Here is a 16,486-nt window from a genome sequence, read left to right as displayed (position 1 = left end):
CCTTCTCCGTACGTTGGGTTGCTCGGTCTGGCAGCCATCTGCGGCTCCTCCGCAGTTGTGTTGGCTGCCCGTTGCGAGCCCACAGCCCTAGTCCGGTTCAGTTTCAGCGTCATTGTATGCCCCCGTAATCGACACTTTCGTTACACGGCCACGATTTGGGTCACATAGTGACCATTGACGCAAGCTAAAACGTTTTAGCATGTGACGAATCTCATATTCCGGTTCCAGCGAACAACGCGGCTGCGGGCGCGGGCCGGAACGTGACCACTCCCGCAGGTAAGAATGAAACCGTGAGTCTAGGAAGAGAACCCTCCAACCAGCAGAACGCAACGAGAGTCGGCAAATTCCATTCCCACTCGATCCCCCTCGATATGGAAGACATCGAGCGCGACTGGGACCGTCCGATCACCGAAGCCGGCATCGCGGCGAAGGCCAGCGTCATCGTGCGCGTCGGCATGCTCGACCTCGGCGCGGGAACCGGAAGCTTCCGCGTGCGCGAGATGATGCACCGCATCGCCTACCCGCTCGGCGTGCATGTGCGCGCGGACGTGAACCTCACCGACATCCAGGCGACCTGCACCGACGGCAAGCACCGCATCACCGAAGTCGTCAACCTGCCCACCACCGGCGTCAACACCGAACGGATTTGGCTGCTCGAGCATTTCGCGGACTGGTTCAGCGTGAACCTGGGCACCGGGGCGACCTACCATACGCGCGCCGAAGTCTCGGCTGAGCTGATGACGCGGCTCGATGAACGCGACGCGTCGCAGGTGTCCGCAGACGTATCCAGGCAGCTGCGCGAGGAACGCAAGCGCGCCGAGGCCGGCGAAGCCGACGAGGAGCCGACGCTGGAAACGGCCGACTGGCTGGCGGCCGCCGGCGCGGCCCAGCAGCTTGCGGACGCGGAGCTCGAGGCGCGCGAAGGCGACGAGGGCGCCGACGACCAGGCGCCGGTGCTGCCGGCCGAAAGCCATGTGGAACGCAAGGCGCGGGCGCGCGGCCGGCGCGAACGGCTGCGCGAGGAACGGCACCGGCGGCTGATTGCGCGGCTCAACGACCGCATGGACCCCTCGATGCGCGTCGACCGCGAGCGCGGCCTGACGGTGGCGCAGGCGCATAAGCGCCTCGACCTGCTCGAACGCCGCTCGCCGCTCTACTCCCCCGCGTTCTCGGCGCTCGCCGCGGCCTGCGCCTGCGCGGCGTTCGTGTTCCTGCTCGGCGGCGGCCCGTACGACATGGTCGGCGCGTTCTTCGGCGCCGGCGTGGGCCAGTACGTGCGCCGCAAGATGCTCGGGCGGCACCTCAACCAGTTCTTCGTGACGTTCGTCGCCGTCGCCATTGCGGCGTTCATCTGCGTCGGGGTCTTGAGATTCATCGGGCTGTTCGACCCGGTGGCGCTGCAGCACGATACCGCCTATATCGGGGCGATTTTGTTCGTCATCCCCGGCTTCCCGCTCATCACCGGCGGCATGGACATGGCCAAGCTGGACTTCCCGTCGGGCGTGCAGCGCATCTGCTACGTGCTGTGCATCATATTGATCGCCACGCTCGCCGGATGGATGGTGGCGGCGACGGTGCGGCTCAATCCGCAGGGCTTCGAGCCGCTGCAGCTCAACCCGTGGGTCAACTGCGGGCTGCGGGCGCTGTTCGCGTTCGTCGGCGTGTGGGGCTTCTCGGTGCTGTTCAACTCGCCGCAGCGCATGTGCCTGGTGGCGGCCGTCATCGGCATGATCACCGACACGCTGCGCCTCGAGCTCATCGACGCCGGGCTGGCCCCGGAAGCCGGCGCGTTCATCGGCGCCCTCCTGGCCGGGCTGCTGGCCACCGCATGGCGGTCGTCGGTGCGCCACGGGCTGCTGCCCCCGCACCTGGGCTATCCGCGCATCTGCCTGACGGTGCCGTCAATCGTCATCATGGTGCCGGGGCTGTATATGTACCAGGCGATGTTCCACCTAGGCAACCTCGACACCATCACGGCGATGGACTGGGCGTTCCGCGCCTTCATGATCATCATCTGCCTGCCGATCGGCCTGGTCATGGCGCGCGTGCTCACCGACAAGTCCTGGCGCTACGACGTGTAGGAAGCCGCAGCGCAGCGCAACGCCAGCTGACGCAAGCCGGGTACGGAAAAGGGACCGCCATTGGCGGTCCCTTTTCCTGTTGTGCAGGCGGAAAACCCTGTTTAGTAGCGCATGCCCATCGCGTCGCGGACCTGGTCGAGCGTTTCGTTGGCGATGGCGTTCGCGCGGCGGTTGCCTTCATGCAGCACGTCGCGGATGTAGTCCATGTCCTTGGCGAGTTCGGCGCGGCGTTCGCGGTGCGGCGCGAGGAACTCGTTGACCGACTCGGTGACGTACGCCTTGAGCGCGCCGCCGCCGCCATTGCCGATCTCCGCCGCGATTTCGGACGGGTCGCGGCCGGTAGCCAGGCCGGCCGTCGTCAGCAGCGCCGAGACCTCCGGGCGGTTGACCGGGTCGAACGTGATGTTGCGGTCCGAATCGGTGCGGCTCTTCTTGATCAGCTTCGCCGTTTCCTCGGCGGTGGCGCCGAGCATGATCGAGTTGCCGTACGACTTGCTCATCTTGCGGCCGTCGAGGCCCGGAATCTCCGGGGCGTCGGACAGGATCGCCGCCGGTTCCGGGAAGATCGGCGCGTCCGGCGAGTAACGCTCGTTGAAGCGGCGCGCAATCGTGCGCGTGATCTCGATGTGCGGCAGCTGGTCCTTGCCGACCGGCACGACGTTGCCCTTGCAGAACAGGATGTCGCAGGCCTGGTGGATCGGGTACGTCAGCAGCAGGCCGGTCAGCGCGTGGCCGGACGCTTCCATTTCCGCCTTGACGGTGGGGTTGCGGTGCAGCTCCGCTTCGGTGACCAGCGACAGGAACGGCAGCATCAGCTGGTTCTCCGCAGGGACCGCCGAATGGGTGAAGATCATCGTCTTGTCGGGGTCGATGCCGGCGGCCAGGTACTCGATGACCAGGTTGAGCACGTTGTCCTCGATGTGCTCGGTGGTGTCGCGGTCGGTGATGACCTGGTAGTCGGCGATGATGATGTTCGTATGCACGCCCTTGTTCTGCATCTTGACGCGCTCGAGGATCGTGCCGAAGTAGTGGCCCAGATGCAGGCGGCCGGTCGGGCGGTCGCCGGTGAGCATCGTGAACTTCGACGGGTCGGCGTTCAGCGCCGCCAGCGTTTCGTCGGATCGTTTCTGGGCGGCAAGGAAGCTCGCGCTCACTTCGTTGCCCACAGCGGTAACGCGCTGTTCCTTCTCTTCGCTCATGACATCACCCTTTGAAATAGCCAGTGAAAAACCTGAAAAACAGTGGTTTCATCGTAGAAATCTGAGCAGACAACGAAACGGTTGCGGCGAAGTGGTACTCTCTTATGTGATGAATCGATTCTAAGGAAGTTTGCAGGGGGTCAGATGGGCCGCGGACGCCAGAAAGCCAAACAGCAGAAAATCGCCAGAAAGCTCAAGTACCTCACCACTGACACGGATTATGACGAGCTCGCTAAGGAACTTGGCGCCACCGAGCCGGGTACCGGCTCCTTCGATCCGTTCGCCGATGCCGAGAACGCCGGCACCGAAGACTACGACGAGTACGACGCAGCTGAAACGGGCGCCGACGACGATCTCGACGACTACGCAAAGTGGGCCGCCGAGGCCGCCGCGAAGGCGACGAGCGCCGAAACGGCGGGGCACACCGCCGCCGCGAAGCCGCACAAGCCGATTCCGATGCCGATGCCGGGTTCCTGGAAGCACGGCGACGCGAAGGCGGCTGGCGACGACGCTGCCAGCGAGTGAATCTGGAATAGATTGCGTACAGTAGCCAGTTTTATGTCATTTGATGGCATGTGATACTGGTTCCGGCCTCATGCGTCCCGCTGGGTGCGGGTTTGGGGTCGCCCGGAGCGCCTGCAACGTCCGGGACCGCTTCTTCTTCCGGCAGGTGCCAGCGTTGCCGCCACCGCCTGTCGAGGAGTCGAAGGGTGTTGGTGCGCGACATGGGGCCCGTGTTATCCGGCTGATGCCAAGAACGTCTTGACTGGATGACACGGGCCGCGTTGATGTCGGCGTGCATGGTCTTGCCGCAGAAGCGGCAGACGAATCGTGAACGGGTTTTCCGGTTCTTCTTGCTGGTATATCCGCAGCCGGAGCATTCCCGTGACGTGTACTGGGATGGCACTTCGGTGATGGTGATGCCGTCGCGTTCCGTGAGGTTCTCCAACCGTTGCCTGAACACGGCGCGTCCGGTCCGGGTGATGAGCCGGTTCATTGCCGGACTCATGCCCCTGTAGCGGAAATCGAGCTTCTCGACCACGAGTTCACGGACCTTCGCCTGACCGTCACGGCTGGCGATGCGGTTGAGCTGCCGTCCTATCTCGTTGGCGACGAACGCGCGGATGCGGTGCTGCAACCTGCGGTACTGCCGGTCCTTGGACGGTTTGATGTGGCGGCGCTGGCACCATGCGGCCCTGCCGGTCAGTTCCGCATCGTATCGTCTGATGCGGTCGAGCATGGCATGGCCGAGCAGGCCGCCGTCCGACGTGGCAAGCAAGGCGTCGGCCATGCCGTAGTCAATGCCCAAAGTCTTCCCATTGCCGTGAGGAGCGGCATCGGGCTTGTCGAGCACGAGGCTGATTTTCCCAATATGCCGTCCCCTTCGCGTGAGCTGGACGACACCGCACATGCCGCCACCCGACTGCTTGAACCTTGTGTACGTGTCCTCGAAATACGGGTTGCGTGTCAAGGGAATGGTGACAGGCTTGCCACGCGTAAGCGTGGCAAACTTCACCCACCAGCCGATACTGCCGTTTCCCGTTTCCGGGCGTTCGGGCTTGGCGACAATGGAATCCAGGACGAGCGTGTTGACGTGCCGCAAGTCGGGCATGGAACACGTTTTCATGCAGTGCTTGACGATGCGCCGCAACAGCTTCAGCACGGAGCCGGGCACGGGCAGCTCCACGGTGTTCTCGCCGCGCCGTGCGGCCGGTTTCAGCTCCCCGGTCTTGCCGTCCACCCTCCACAGGAGCGTCGCTTCCGGCGCGAACCACTGGTGGTGCTTGTTGAGCCGGTACAGCATGGTTTTTGTTGGCTTGTCCAGCGTCGAGCTGGTGATGGTCTCGCGTACCTTGTCTTCCAGCAATGCCTGCCACGACAGGTAGGAGGAGCGCACCATGTTGCCCGCGCTTTTCATCTGCCGTGCCGACAATCCCCCAACCGTCTTCTTGTCTGGAAGGGCGGGATAGCGGGGAATGGGATGGCCTTCGAGGACCTGTCGGCGCACCACCGCCTGCACCGCGCCAAGCGCGCGATGGAACGGAGCGAACAGAGCAAGGAGCTGCTCTTCCTTGCCGCGGTTCACGTCGTACAGCTGGTGGGCATAGGTCCGTTTCATCACGCACCCGCTTCCGGCTCGTCGCTATCGTCGTCATTGCCGGTCGCGGCGGTTTTGAACGCCCTGACCGTGGCGTTCGCCCGGCTCTTCGCGCCATGCAGCCCGTACAGGCGGGTCGCGAACGAATAGATGATGCTGGTGAAATCCGCCATCAAATCCGACGTGTCGTCCTGCGCCTCGTTCGCCACGACCACGCTCTTGCCCTGCCGTGCCAACAGCACGCGAAACCACTCGAACCCCACACGGCTCAGCCGGTCCTTATGCTCCACAACGAGCGTGCCCCATTCATCCGATTCAAGCAAACGGGTGAGCTTGACGCGATGGTCATTGACGCCCGAACCGACTTCCTTGACGACCTTGACCACCCGGTATCCGGCAGCGTTGGCGAAAGAGACCATGCGGTCCGCCTGACGTTCCAAATCCTTTTTCTGTTTGTTCGAGGACACGCGCGCATACACCGCCGCGTTCTTCAGGTTCTCCACCTTCGGGTCCGGGACAACCACATGACCCGAATCGTCCAAGTATGCGCCGGGAATCTGCCCATGCTTCCACCGGCGATACGCACCGCGGTACGTAAGTCCCTCGTTCTTCGCATACTGAGACAACTTCATGCGCTCAAGTATACCATTTAATAGCACATCAATACTATAGAATAGTATGCGGCAAGCAACTAGTTACTACACCGGCCGGGTGCGGAAGGTTCCGTCGCCCGGCTTTCTCGTATCCGACGGGCGGTGCTACGCCTCGTCGTTCGGCGCGATGAGCGGCAGGAGCGGGGTCAGGTCGTCGCGCTCCCCCACCGCGGCGATGTGGCCGGCTTCCTTTTCCTCCGCCCAGGTGGTGACGCCGGTCGCCAGCCGCAGCCAGACCGGCGGGTCGAGTTCGATGACGTCGGGCGGCGTGAGATTATGCGGGTCCGAAGCGGGGCCTTCGAGAATCTTTACGGCGGCGAACGGCGCGACGCGCACCTCGACGCCCGGGCCCGGCGCCCGCTTTTCCAGCGCGTGCAGCGAGTAACGCACGGCCATCGCCATCGTCTTGCGGTCGAGATTCGGCGCGATCTGCAGCCGCAGCTGTGCGGGAATGCCGAACGGTTCGCTGCCGGTTGCGTTGGCGGCGGCTCCATCGCCGGAACCGCTGGCGGCCGCCAGCTGCGCCACTTCGCCCAGCGCCTGCTCGCGCCAGCTGAAGAAGGCAATCTCCCCTGCCGCTAAATCCTGTTCACGAATCGCTGCCATGCCTCTATTGTGGATAGGGCCGTCGATAATGGTTGGGAGGTAAAACGTTATAGCACGGCAACGCTGTAACGCCGCTCATGCGGCGGGTTGCGAGGTGGCGGAAGCGTTCATGATTACGTTTGCAAAATACTGGTTGGCGCGTCGGGCAAATATGGTACGATTTACTCTGAGAACGTATGCAAACGGTACTGCGCATTGGTTTGTGAACATGCAAAGGGGCCCTATCTATTCTCCGCCCCAAGCATCGGCGTTCCATAACAACAACCGTCTAAGGGAGTTTTAGGTTATGACCGAATTAACCGCACCGAAGTCCCCGCTCACCGCAAAGGACTTCGCTGACGAGCTTCGTGAACAACTCAAGTACACCCAGGGAGTCACCCCTGAGCAGGCCACTTCGGCTGACGTCTACGTCGCTGCTGCCAGCGCCGTGCGCCGCCACCTGATGGATTCCTGGATGGAAACCCAGCAGAAGATGGTCGACGGCAACACGAAGGCCGTTGGCTACCTGTCCGCCGAGTTCCTGATGGGCAAGCAGCTCGAGAACGCGCTGCTCAACGCCGGCCTGACCGAGCAGTTCGACGAAGCCGTCAAGGACCTGGGCTTCGATCCGCAGGCCGTCATCGACGCCGAATACGAGCCGGGCCTGGGCAACGGCGGCCTCGGCCGTCTCGCCGCCTGCTTCATCGATTCGCTCGCGTCCCTGGGCGTGCCGGCCTTCGGCTACGGCATCCAGTACAAGTACGGCATCTTCCGCCAGGAGTTCGACGAGGACGGCAAGCAGGTCGAGCACCCGGATTACTGGCTGGCCAACGAAGAGCCGTGGGGCCACATCGACTACCAGCGCGACCAGCGCGTCAACTTCGGCGGCAAGGTCGTCGAAGAGGACGGCCAGCGCGTGTGGCAGCCGGACTGGTCCGTGCGCGCCATCCCGGTCGACTACATGGTTCCGGGCTATGCCTCGGGCAACGTCAACACGCTGCGCCTGTGGCAGGCCAAGGCCTGGGATGAATTCGATCTGCTGACCTTCAACAAGTCCGAGTACGTCGATGCCGTCAAGCCGCAGGTCAAGGCCGAGAACATCTCCAAGATTCTGTACCCGGAAGACTCCACGCCGCAGGGCAAGGAACTGCGCCTCGAGCAGCAGTACTTCTTCGCGTCGGCCTCGCTGCATGACGCCATCCGCGTGTTCTACAAGGGCGCCGAGAATCCGGATTTGACGACGTTCGCCGACAAGATCGTGTTCCAGCTCAACGACACCCACCCGGTCATCGCCATTCCGGAACTCATGCGCATCATGATCGACGAATACGGCTACGACTGGGATACCGCCTGGGGCGTTACCCAGAAGGCGTTCAACTACACCTGCCACACGCTGCTTCCGGAAGCCCTGGAAGTCTGGCCGGCCAAGCTCATCAAGAAGCTGCTGCCGCGCCACATGGAGATCATCGAGAAGATCAACGACCAGTTCGTTGAAGAGCTCAAGGGCCTGACGAAGGACGAGGACAAGATCAACCGCATGCGCATCGTTACCGAAGGCAACGATCCGCAGGTGCGCATGGCCTACCTCGCCTCCTACACTGGCGAGCACGTCAACGGCGTCGCCGAGCTGCACTCCCAGCTGCTCAAGGACGTCACGCTGCGCGACTTCTCGGACCTCTACGACAAGAAGTTCACGAACGTGACCAACGGCGTCACGCCGCGCCGCTTCATCAAGCTGGCGAACCCGGGCCTGTCCGACCTCATCACCGAGGGCCTGGGCACCGACAAGTGGCTCTCCGACCTCGAAATGCTCGAAGGCCTGGTCCCGCTCGCCCAGGACGACGAATTCGTCAAGAAGTTCGCCGAAGTGAAGAAGGCCAACAAGGTCCGCTTCTCCAACTTCGCCAAGAACCACTACGGCGTTGACGTCGACCCGAACACGATGTACAACACGATGATCAAGCGCCTGCACGAGTACAAGCGCCAGTCGCTGAAGATCCTCGAGCTCATCGCCGACTACGCCGACATCAAGTCCGGCAAGGTCAAGGCCGAGGACATGACGGCCCGCACCGTCATCTTCGGCGCGAAGTCCGCTCCGGGCTACTACATGGCGAAGCTGACGATCGAGCTGATCAACAACGTTGCCCGCGTGCTCGACTCCGATCCGGACGTCCAGGGCAAGCTGAACATCCTGTTCTGCCCGAACTACAACATCGAAGTCGCCCAGACGCTGATCCCGGCCACCGAACTCGACGAGCAGATCTCGCAGGCCGGCAAGGAAGCCTCGGGCACCTCGAACATGAAGTTCGCCCTCAACGGCGCGCTGACCGTCGGCACCCTCGATGGCGCCAACGTCGAGATCCGCGCCCGCGTCGGCGCCGACAACTTCTTCCTGTTCGGCATGACCGTCGACGAGGTCGAAGCCCTGTACGCCAACGGCTACAGCCCGGCCAAGTACTACGAGTCCGATCCGCGCCTGAAGGCCGCGATCGACATGGTGGCCGGCGGCACGTTCTCCAACGGCGACCGCAACACCTATGCCCCGCTCGTTTCCGACTGGCTGACCAAGGACTGGTTCATGACGCTGGCCGACTTCACCGCCTACCACGACGTGCAGTCCCAGATCGAGACCCTCTACGACGATCAGCTCGAGTGGAACCGCAAGGCCCTGCTCAACGTGGCCAACTCCGGCTACTTCAGCTCCGACCGTTCGATCGAGGACTACCTCGAGCGCGTCTGGATGACCGGCCCGCTGAAGTAAGCAAGCCAATCCGTATCCCGCCGCCGCGCCTTTAGCCCACTTTGCGGCGCGGCGCTCCGAGATGCCGCAGTGCGCCCCTCTCCCAAGGAGGGGCGCATTTGCTTTTCCGGCATCGTGCCTAGCGCAACGGACGGCAGCGGCAGGAGGAATGGCGCATGAAGAATCTTGGATACGAAAAAGCCCTCCGCAGCGAAGCGGAGGGCTTGAAGTCTACAGACCGTGCCGGAACTCAGGCAGCTTCCGGAGCGGCTGCGGCGGCGTCGCCGGCAGCCGGCTTGACGTCGTCGACGTCGTCTTCGTCCTTGTCCTTCGACAGGCTCAGGTCGACCGGGGACGAGCTGTTCTCCCAAGGCTCCTCCCACGGATCGTAATCCGGGTTCTGCTGCTTGTAGATGTACAGGCCGACTACGCCAGCCAGCAGCGCGCCGAAGAGCAGCGCGAAGAACTTCCAACCGTTAGAAGACTTGTTGTCCTTCATGACGGCTCCTTTCCGATAGAGCTCGGTTTGAGCGAACTGGCCGCTGGCCCTTCTGCCAAACAGCCCTGCTTACCATCATAAAGCCACTTTCGCGGTGCGGTGACACGATTGTGCTTTCGGCAAGTCGCGGCGCCCGGAATTCCGCCACTCGCGCGCCGTCTCACCAAATGGAGCCGGAGCGGGGCGGTGGCGCGGCGAGGTGCGGCGGTTGCGTGGCGGTTCCGGGACGCTCCCCCATTGCGAACGTTCCGCTTGTTAGTCTGGAAGCCATGGCAAGTCATTTTTCGCTGTTTCCGGATTCGCCGAAAATGCGGCAGGTCTTCTCGCGCCGTGCGTTCAAGGCGCGCTGGCGCGGGGGCGACCCGGTCATTACCGAAATCATCATCGTCGCCTGCGTCGCCATATGGCTGCTGGAGGTGGTGTTCCGCTACGTATGGCCGGCCGGCTACTCGTGGCTGCTCAACAACGGCGCCTTCCAGCCGATGACGGCGCCGTGGCGGCCGTGGACGTTCCTGACGGCGGCGTTCCTGCACCAGCCGAACACGCTGTGGCACATTCTGTTCAACATGCTCACGCTGTGGTGCATCGGCCCGTTCCTCGAGCGCATGATGGGACACTGGGCGTACCTGATCCTCTACGTCGTGTCGGCCATTGGCGGCAACGTCGGCATGCTGGCATGGGCTGCGCTCGGCGGCTCGGACGGCTGGTACAGCGGCGCCTACGGGGCGTCTGGAGCGCTGTTCGGGCTGTTTGCGGCGGTCCTGGTGGTGTATCGCAAGGTCGGCGAAGACCTGCGCTCGATGCTGATCTGGATGGGCATCAACTTCCTGATGCCGGTGGTCATGCCGAATATCGCATGGCAGGCGCACGTCGCCGGCTTCATCGTCGGCGGCCTGCTGACGCTGCTGGTCATTGACGGGCCCAAGCGGCTGTGGAAGCTGCCGGTGCTGGAGCGGACCGGCATCTATGGCGGCGCGGTATTCGCCGTGCTCGTCGTCATCGCGCTGGTGTGCCTGTCCTACGATCCGCTCGTGCAGGGCGTCGGCTGGCCGTGGTGATCCTCCTCGACATCAGTAAAGCGCGCTGTCGCAAGCAAAGGGATGCGGCTGCGGGTTCTACGTGGAAAAAGGGCGTCTGATATGTCAGGCGTCCTTTTTTGATTGTGAAGCGGACGACATGGCGCTGCCAGCGGGCATCCTGCGGCCAGCGAGGCTGCGCCGTCGGAATACAGCCTGGAACGTTGAAAAATAGCGGCTGGGAAGTTACACAGGTGTAGTTTTCCACAATCTGTGGAAAACTTTGTGGATAACTTGGGGAAAAGCGGGGGATGAAGGGCAAAGTTATCCACATGGTTTTCCACAAAGGCCCGAAATCACTGGATTTTCAACTGTGGACAATGTGGATAACTAGTTATCCACATCCACAAGAGCAGGAGTTATCCACCACGAGATATAGGCGAGCGACCCTTTCTCTTCCCCTAAATATGCGTCCTTCTGAATCCTCTCTGCGCTCTTTTCTGACATAATCTTGTTTCGGCATAAGACAAGTCAGGTTTTCCGCCTCAAGCGCCGGCAGCCCGCACGGAAGGAAGCATGAGGTAATCCGGACATGAGGGGAAGGGCAAGAGAAAACGTGGAGAGGGGGAAGACAGGCGATGCAGCGCTCGGGGGTGCCGGTAAGGAAGAGAGGGGCGGATAGGATGGCGGTATGGAGATTTCCCCTCAGACGCAACGGTTCATTGACGAGCACGCCGACGGCGACGTGCGGCAGCTGGCGCTGAACGCACGGCGCGACGACGGCCTCGACCTTGCGTTTGCGCTGGACCAGATTGCCGGCCGGCAAGCTGCGCGGCGCAAGCTGCCGTCGTGGGCGGCCGCCGACGGCATCGTCTACCCGCCCCATCTGGCGATGGAACAGTGCTCCAGCGAAGCCACGGCCACCGCCAAAACGCAGCTTGCCGTCGAATTGTTCCAGCGTATCGGCGCCGGTTCGGGCCCGCGTTCGATGGTCGACCTGACCGGCGGCTTCGGCGTCGATTTCTCTTTCCTGGCGCGGGGTTGCGCCGGCCAGGCTACGTACGTCGAGCGGCAGGAGGGGCTGTGCGAGATTGCGCGGCATAATTTCGCGGCGCTGGGGCTGGAGCGTGCGCAAGTCGTCAACGCCGACGCCGTGGAAACGCTGCGCGCCATGGAACCGGTGGATCTGATCTATGTCGATCCGGCGCGGCGCAGCGAAACGAGCGGCGCACGGACCTACGCAATCGAGGACTGCACGCCGAACGTGCTCGCATTGCGTGACGAACTGCTCGCCAAGGCGCAGGTGGTGATGATCAAGCTGTCGCCGATGCTTGACTGGCGCAAGGCGGCGGCCGATTTCGGCGATGCGACGGCGTGCGTCGGCATCATCGCCGCCGGCGGCGAATGCAAGGAACTGGTGCTGCTGCTGACGCGCAACGCTACCACGTCACCGCAGGTCGTCGCCATTGCCGACGGCGAGCGGTTCGCGTTTACGGCGGACGCATCGAGCCCGCGCGGCGCCGGCCTGTCGTCGCCCGCGCTGGAGGCGGGGATGGCGCTGTTCGAACCGAACGCCGCGCTGATGAAGGCCGGCTGCTTCGATCTGCTGGAACAGCGTACCGGAGCGCGCCAGATTGCGCCCAACAGCCATCTGTTCGTAGCCGATGGCCCGCTGGACTTCCCGGGCCGCGCATTCACCATAGATTCCGTCGGCACGCTCAACAAGAAGTCGCTGCGGCGCCAGTTCTCCGGCGTCGGGCGCGCCAACGTCGCCGTGCGCAACTTCCCGCTGTCCGCGCCGCAGCTGCGCAGCCGCCTGAACGTGAAGGACGGCGGCGACCTGTATGTATTCGGCACGACCGATGCCGCCGGCAACCATGTCGTCATCGGCGCGCACAAGGCGCATCCGGCACCCCCGGCACGCAGCTAGGGGGGGCAGTCCCCGGCCCAGCAACGTGAAGCGGGGCTGGGCCGTGGCCCGGGGGCGAGCGCGGGACGGTAAAACAAAAGGAGGGCCCGTGAGGCCCTCCATGCGTCATAGCGCGGTGCGCGGCAGCCGGTTGCGGCTCAGCGCCACCACATCGTCATGATGAAGCCCACCATGATGAACGCGAACGCAATGAGCAGGTTCCACTGGTGGATGCCCGGAATCGGGAAGTCGTAGGTGAGGTAGAACACGACCGCCCAGATCAGGCCGATGATCATCAGCGCGCAGAACAGCGGGACGAACCAGCGCGGGTTCGCCTTCGTGCCCTTGATCGATTCCTCGACGCGGTGGGTGTTCTCGTCCTGGCGGCGCATCATGCGGCGCATCTGCGGCGTCAGGTTCTCTTCGTCGACGTCGGCGTTGAGCAGCGCCTCGACCTTATCCATCGGGATGTCGAGCGCGTCATCTTCGTCGTCGTCCACGTCCGAGGATTCCTCTTCGTCCGCTTCGTAGGCCTTCTCGGCGCCCTTGGCGGCGTCGGCCTCGTTCTCGTCGACGGCGGCCTGGGAAGACTCGTCTTCGTCGGCGGCAGCAGCGTCGGCCTTGGCGCCGGTTGCGCCGTCATCGGCAGCCGCGCCGGTGTCCTCGGGGGTCTCGGTTACGGTTTCCTCTACGACCGCGTCGTCAGTGACAACGGTTGCAGTGGTGGCGGCGCCTTCGGACTGCATGTCCTTCTGGCCATCCGCGGCGGTTTCGTGCAGCTCTTCGTCAGCCATTTGTATAGTTCTCCTTAAATAGGCTACTAGGTATCATAGTGGCTAGGTGCGAAAGCGGGGTGCTTCTCGCACGAAAAAGCGGCAAAAATTCCGAAATACAGCGTAACGTTTGCAAAACATACGTAATTGGAGCGGCGACATGGCCAAGCACACCCCCCGGCACGGGCAGAAAAAATCGCTGGTAGGCAGCGTTTCGGTGCTGCTTGTCGTCGCGCTCGTTGGCTTCCTCGTCAGCACCAACATCCGCGTCAACAAGTCGGCGACGGTGTCCTCGGATACGGCGGAGCTCATCGAGCAGCGCGTGGCGAAGGTGAACGAGCTGCAGGAGGAAGTCAACGACCTGAGCGCCCAGGTGGACGAGCTCAGCCAGCAGATGACGCAGGAACAGCAGAACGATACGCAGAGCGAGGAATCCGGTTCCAGCACGATGCTTCCGGCCGTCGAGGGGGAGGGCGTCGTCGTGACGCTCAACGATTCGTCGCTGTGGAAGAACAACGTCGGGTCCTCCGGTTCCTCCGCCGACATCGACAACTACGTCGTGCACCAGCAGGACGTCGAGGCCGTCGTCAACGCGCTGTGGACCGGCGGCGCCGAATCGATGGAGATCATGGACCAGCGCGTCCTGGCCAATTCGGCCGTCATCTGCTCGGGGACCGTGCTGATGCTGCAGGGCAAGAAATACTCGCCGCCGTTCACGATTTCGGCGATTGGCCCGGTCGACCGCATGATCAACGCGCTGAACAATTCCGACGCCGTCACCATCTACAAGCAGTACGTCGACGCGTACGGGCTCGGCTATGACGTCCAGGAGAAGTACCTGACGTTCGAGAAGACGCCTGCGCTGCTGCAGCCGCTGAAATACGCCACGGTACTTGAGGAGGATTCCTCGAAGAAGTAGCGTAGAACCGTTGCGCAAGGCGCTTCCAGCCGCCTTGCCGGACCAGAGAGGGAAGGGAACATGGCATCACACGCCCGCCGCCGTGGCAGCGCGGCCGTCGCCGTCGTCACCGTGCTCGCCGAGCTGCTGCTGACGTTCGCCGCCGTCTGCGGCCTGTACATCGCCTGGATGGAGTGGTGGACCGGCGTCGAGTCGGAACATGCGCAGCTCAATACCCGTACGTCCGTGTCGTGGGCGGACAGCGTCGGCACCGGCGAAACCGGCGACAAGATCGCGCAGCCGCAGGAAGGCGACGCCCCGGTGCAGCCGGAAACGGCATCCGACGGCGAACTGATCGGCCTCGTCTACATTCCGCGGTTCGGCGACGGCTGGGAGCGCAATCTCGTTCAGGGAACGTCGCTGAAGGAACTCAATCTCGCGGGCCTCGGCCACTATACGGATACGCAGATGCCCGGCGCCGTCGGCAACTTCGCCATCGCCGGCCATCGCAACGGCTACGGGCAGCCGCTGGGCGACATCGACCTGCTCGAGCCCGGCGACGCCATCGTCGTGCGCACCGAAGACTACTGGTACGTCTACAAGTTCACGTCGTACAAAATCGTCCTCGCCAACGATTCCACCGCCATCGTCGCCAATCCGGAAGACCCCGGCGCCGAGCCGACGAAGCGGATGATCACGCTGACGACCTGCGAACCGAAGTATTCGACGCCGACGCACCGCTGGATCAGCTACGGCGAGCTGGAATACTGGGCGAAGGCGTCCGACGGCATCCCTGCGGAACTCGCGCAGGAAGGCACCGACGGCACGGTGACGTTCGCCGGCAACGACACGAAGACCTCCGTATTCGTTCAGATGGGCTCGATGAAGCCGCTGCTGCTGTGGACGGCGGTCGCCTACGCCATCATCTTCATCGCCGCCGCCATCGCGTGGGGATGGCCGCTGCTGCGCCGGCGCCGCGAGAGCGCGGACGGCGCCGGCTTCGGCTCCGGCTTCTACGGCTGGCTCGTCCGCCACCAGCCGGGCCCGGGCATCATCCGCTGGGTGCTGACGGCGCTGCTGGCCGTGCTCGCCTGCGCGGCGATGTTCCAGTGGGTCTTCCCGTGGCTTGCCGGCACCGTGCCGTTCCTGCGGGAAATGAGCAACTACACCGTCTACTAGATTCAGATTCCAGATTCGGCGGCTTGCGGCTTCCGGCGCCCGGCTGCCCCGCGGCGCCGGAAGCGGGCCGTCTGCGGCGCGGCCAGCGCGCCGCAAAAGGCAGCGGCCTCGCTGTAGACTCGCAGTAGACCGAGCAAGACTTTCTGTGGAAGGAACCGGACCGATGCTCAGCGCACGCATTCTCGTCATCGATAACTACGATTCGTTCGTCTATACCGTCGTCGGCTACCTCAAGACGCTCGGCGCCACCGTCGACGTCGTGCGCAACGACGCCATCGACCCGGCCGCGCCCGGGCTGCTCGACGGCTACGACGGCGTGCTGATTTCGCCCGGGCCTGGCACTCCGGCCGAGTCCGGCGTCAGCGAGGATGTCATCCGCCGCTGCGCCGCCGAACGCAAGCCGATGTTCGGCATCTGCCTGGGCATGCAGGCACTCGCCGAAGTGTTCGGCGCCACCGTCAGCCATGCCCCGACGATCATGCACGGCAAGACGAGCCCGGTCGAGCACGTCGACGACGAGATCTTCGCCGGCGTCGCCAACCCGATGACGGCGACCCGCTACCATTCGCTGGCCGTCGAGCCCGATTCGGTGCCTGACGAGCTCGAGGTGACGGCGTGGACGCAGGGCGACCATATCGTGCAGGCGATCCGCCACCGCGAGCTGCCGATGTTCGCCGTGCAGTTCCACCCCGAATCGGTCATGACGCAGGACGGCTACCGCGTGCTCGCCAACTGGCTTGCCGTGTGCGGACAGGAGAACGCCGTCGAGCGCAGCAAGGGGCTGCAGCCGCGCATCGAGCAGTCCTGAGCCGGCATGCCGCCGCTCAATGAAAGGAAGCGCCCCTCCTTCGCCGTG

The 16,486-nt window shown here is 63.7% G+C and carries 14 protein-coding genes; 8 read left to right on the top strand and 6 right to left on the bottom strand.

Translation table 11 applies throughout. The features are described from left to right. Window positions 1–371 precede the first annotated feature (371 nt). Window positions 372–2,081 carry a threonine/serine exporter family protein gene (locus tag AC1AXT_RS07630; protein WP_476541200.1) on the top strand — a complete coding sequence of 570 codons (1,710 nt, stop codon included), beginning with the start codon at window positions 372–374 and terminating at the stop codon, window positions 2,079–2,081. Between the two features lie 101 nt (window positions 2,082–2,182). On the opposite strand, the gene trpS is transcribed toward AC1AXT_RS07630, so the two are convergent. Further along, window positions 2,183–3,280, bottom strand: coding sequence for a tryptophan--tRNA ligase (trpS, locus tag AC1AXT_RS07625; RefSeq protein WP_476541061.1), 1,098 nt, complete (start codon window positions 3,278–3,280; stop codon window positions 2,183–2,185). Window positions 3,281–3,424: 144 nt separating this feature from the next. On the opposite strand from trpS, the gene AC1AXT_RS07620 reads away from it, so the two are divergent. Then, the gene (locus tag AC1AXT_RS07620; RefSeq protein WP_476541060.1) at window positions 3,425–3,805 is read left to right on the top strand and encodes a DUF3073 domain-containing protein; all 381 of its coding nucleotides are present in this window, start codon (window positions 3,425–3,427) and stop codon (window positions 3,803–3,805) included. A 31-nt stretch (window positions 3,806–3,836) separates the two neighbouring features. Here AC1AXT_RS07620 and AC1AXT_RS07615 read toward each other — a convergent pair whose 3' ends face one another. The 3 genes from AC1AXT_RS07615 to AC1AXT_RS07605 form a co-directional block, all read right to left on the bottom strand. Further along, complete coding sequence (locus AC1AXT_RS07615) at window positions 3,837–5,399, bottom strand: zinc ribbon domain-containing protein (protein ID WP_476541059.1); 1,563 nt, start codon at window positions 5,397–5,399, stop codon at window positions 3,837–3,839. Further along, window positions 5,399–6,004, bottom strand: a complete 606-nt coding sequence (locus tag AC1AXT_RS07610) for an IS607 family transposase (protein WP_476562618.1) — start codon at window positions 6,002–6,004, stop codon at window positions 5,399–5,401. Before AC1AXT_RS07610 ends, AC1AXT_RS07615 begins: the two co-directional genes overlap by 1 nt. A 132-nt stretch (window positions 6,005–6,136) precedes the next feature. Beyond that, window positions 6,137–6,637, bottom strand: a complete 501-nt coding sequence (locus AC1AXT_RS07605; protein WP_476541056.1) for a sterol carrier family protein — start codon at window positions 6,635–6,637, stop codon at window positions 6,137–6,139. Between the two features lie 286 nt (window positions 6,638–6,923). On the opposite strand from AC1AXT_RS07605, the gene AC1AXT_RS07600 reads away from it, so the two are divergent. Further along, window positions 6,924–9,377, top strand: coding sequence for a glycogen/starch/alpha-glucan phosphorylase (locus AC1AXT_RS07600; protein WP_476541054.1), 2,454 nt, complete (start codon window positions 6,924–6,926; stop codon window positions 9,375–9,377). A gap of 229 nt (window positions 9,378–9,606) precedes the next feature. Here the strand turns inward: AC1AXT_RS07600 and AC1AXT_RS07595 are convergent, their stop codons facing one another. Continuing rightward, a complete protein-coding gene (locus tag AC1AXT_RS07595; protein WP_476541052.1) occupies window positions 9,607–9,855 on the bottom strand; it encodes a hypothetical protein in 249 nt (82 codons plus the stop codon). Between the two features lie 269 nt (window positions 9,856–10,124). Between AC1AXT_RS07595 and AC1AXT_RS07590 the strand changes: the two genes are divergently transcribed. Both AC1AXT_RS07590 and AC1AXT_RS07585 read left to right on the top strand, forming a co-directional pair. Continuing rightward, entirely contained in the window at window positions 10,125–10,913 is a 789-nt protein-coding gene (locus AC1AXT_RS07590) for a rhomboid family intramembrane serine protease (RefSeq protein ID WP_476541051.1), read from the top strand. A gap of 649 nt (window positions 10,914–11,562) precedes the next feature. Beyond that, window positions 11,563–12,801, top strand: a complete 1,239-nt coding sequence (locus tag AC1AXT_RS07585; protein ID WP_476541049.1) for a class I SAM-dependent methyltransferase — start codon at window positions 11,563–11,565, stop codon at window positions 12,799–12,801. A 137-nt stretch (window positions 12,802–12,938) separates the two neighbouring features. Here the strand turns inward: AC1AXT_RS07585 and crgA are convergent, their stop codons facing one another. After that, window positions 12,939–13,574, bottom strand: a complete 636-nt coding sequence (gene crgA / locus AC1AXT_RS07580; RefSeq protein ID WP_476541047.1) for a cell division protein CrgA — start codon at window positions 13,572–13,574, stop codon at window positions 12,939–12,941. 139 nt (window positions 13,575–13,713) lie between these two features. Between crgA and AC1AXT_RS07575 the strand changes: the two genes are divergently transcribed. The 3 genes from AC1AXT_RS07575 (at window position 13,714) to AC1AXT_RS07565 (ending at window position 16,438) form a co-directional block, all read left to right on the top strand. Then, on the top strand, window positions 13,714–14,472 hold the full coding sequence (locus tag AC1AXT_RS07575) for a DUF881 domain-containing protein (protein WP_476541045.1): 759 nt from the start codon (window positions 13,714–13,716) through the stop codon (window positions 14,470–14,472). 60 nt (window positions 14,473–14,532) lie between these two features. After that, on the top strand, window positions 14,533–15,630 hold the full coding sequence (locus AC1AXT_RS07570) for a class E sortase (RefSeq protein ID WP_476541044.1): 1,098 nt from the start codon (window positions 14,533–14,535) through the stop codon (window positions 15,628–15,630). Between the two features lie 163 nt (window positions 15,631–15,793). Beyond that, window positions 15,794–16,438 (top strand): anthranilate synthase component II, encoded by a 645-nt coding sequence (locus AC1AXT_RS07565; protein WP_476541042.1) that lies wholly within the window; start codon window positions 15,794–15,796, stop codon window positions 16,436–16,438. Window positions 16,439–16,486: the final 48 nt, after the last annotated feature.

It is taken from the genome of Bifidobacterium sp. LH_450, from assembly GCF_056356715.1.
Note: the sequence above shows the minus strand (reverse complement) of the source record. Positions and strands in the feature narration are given on the sequence as shown.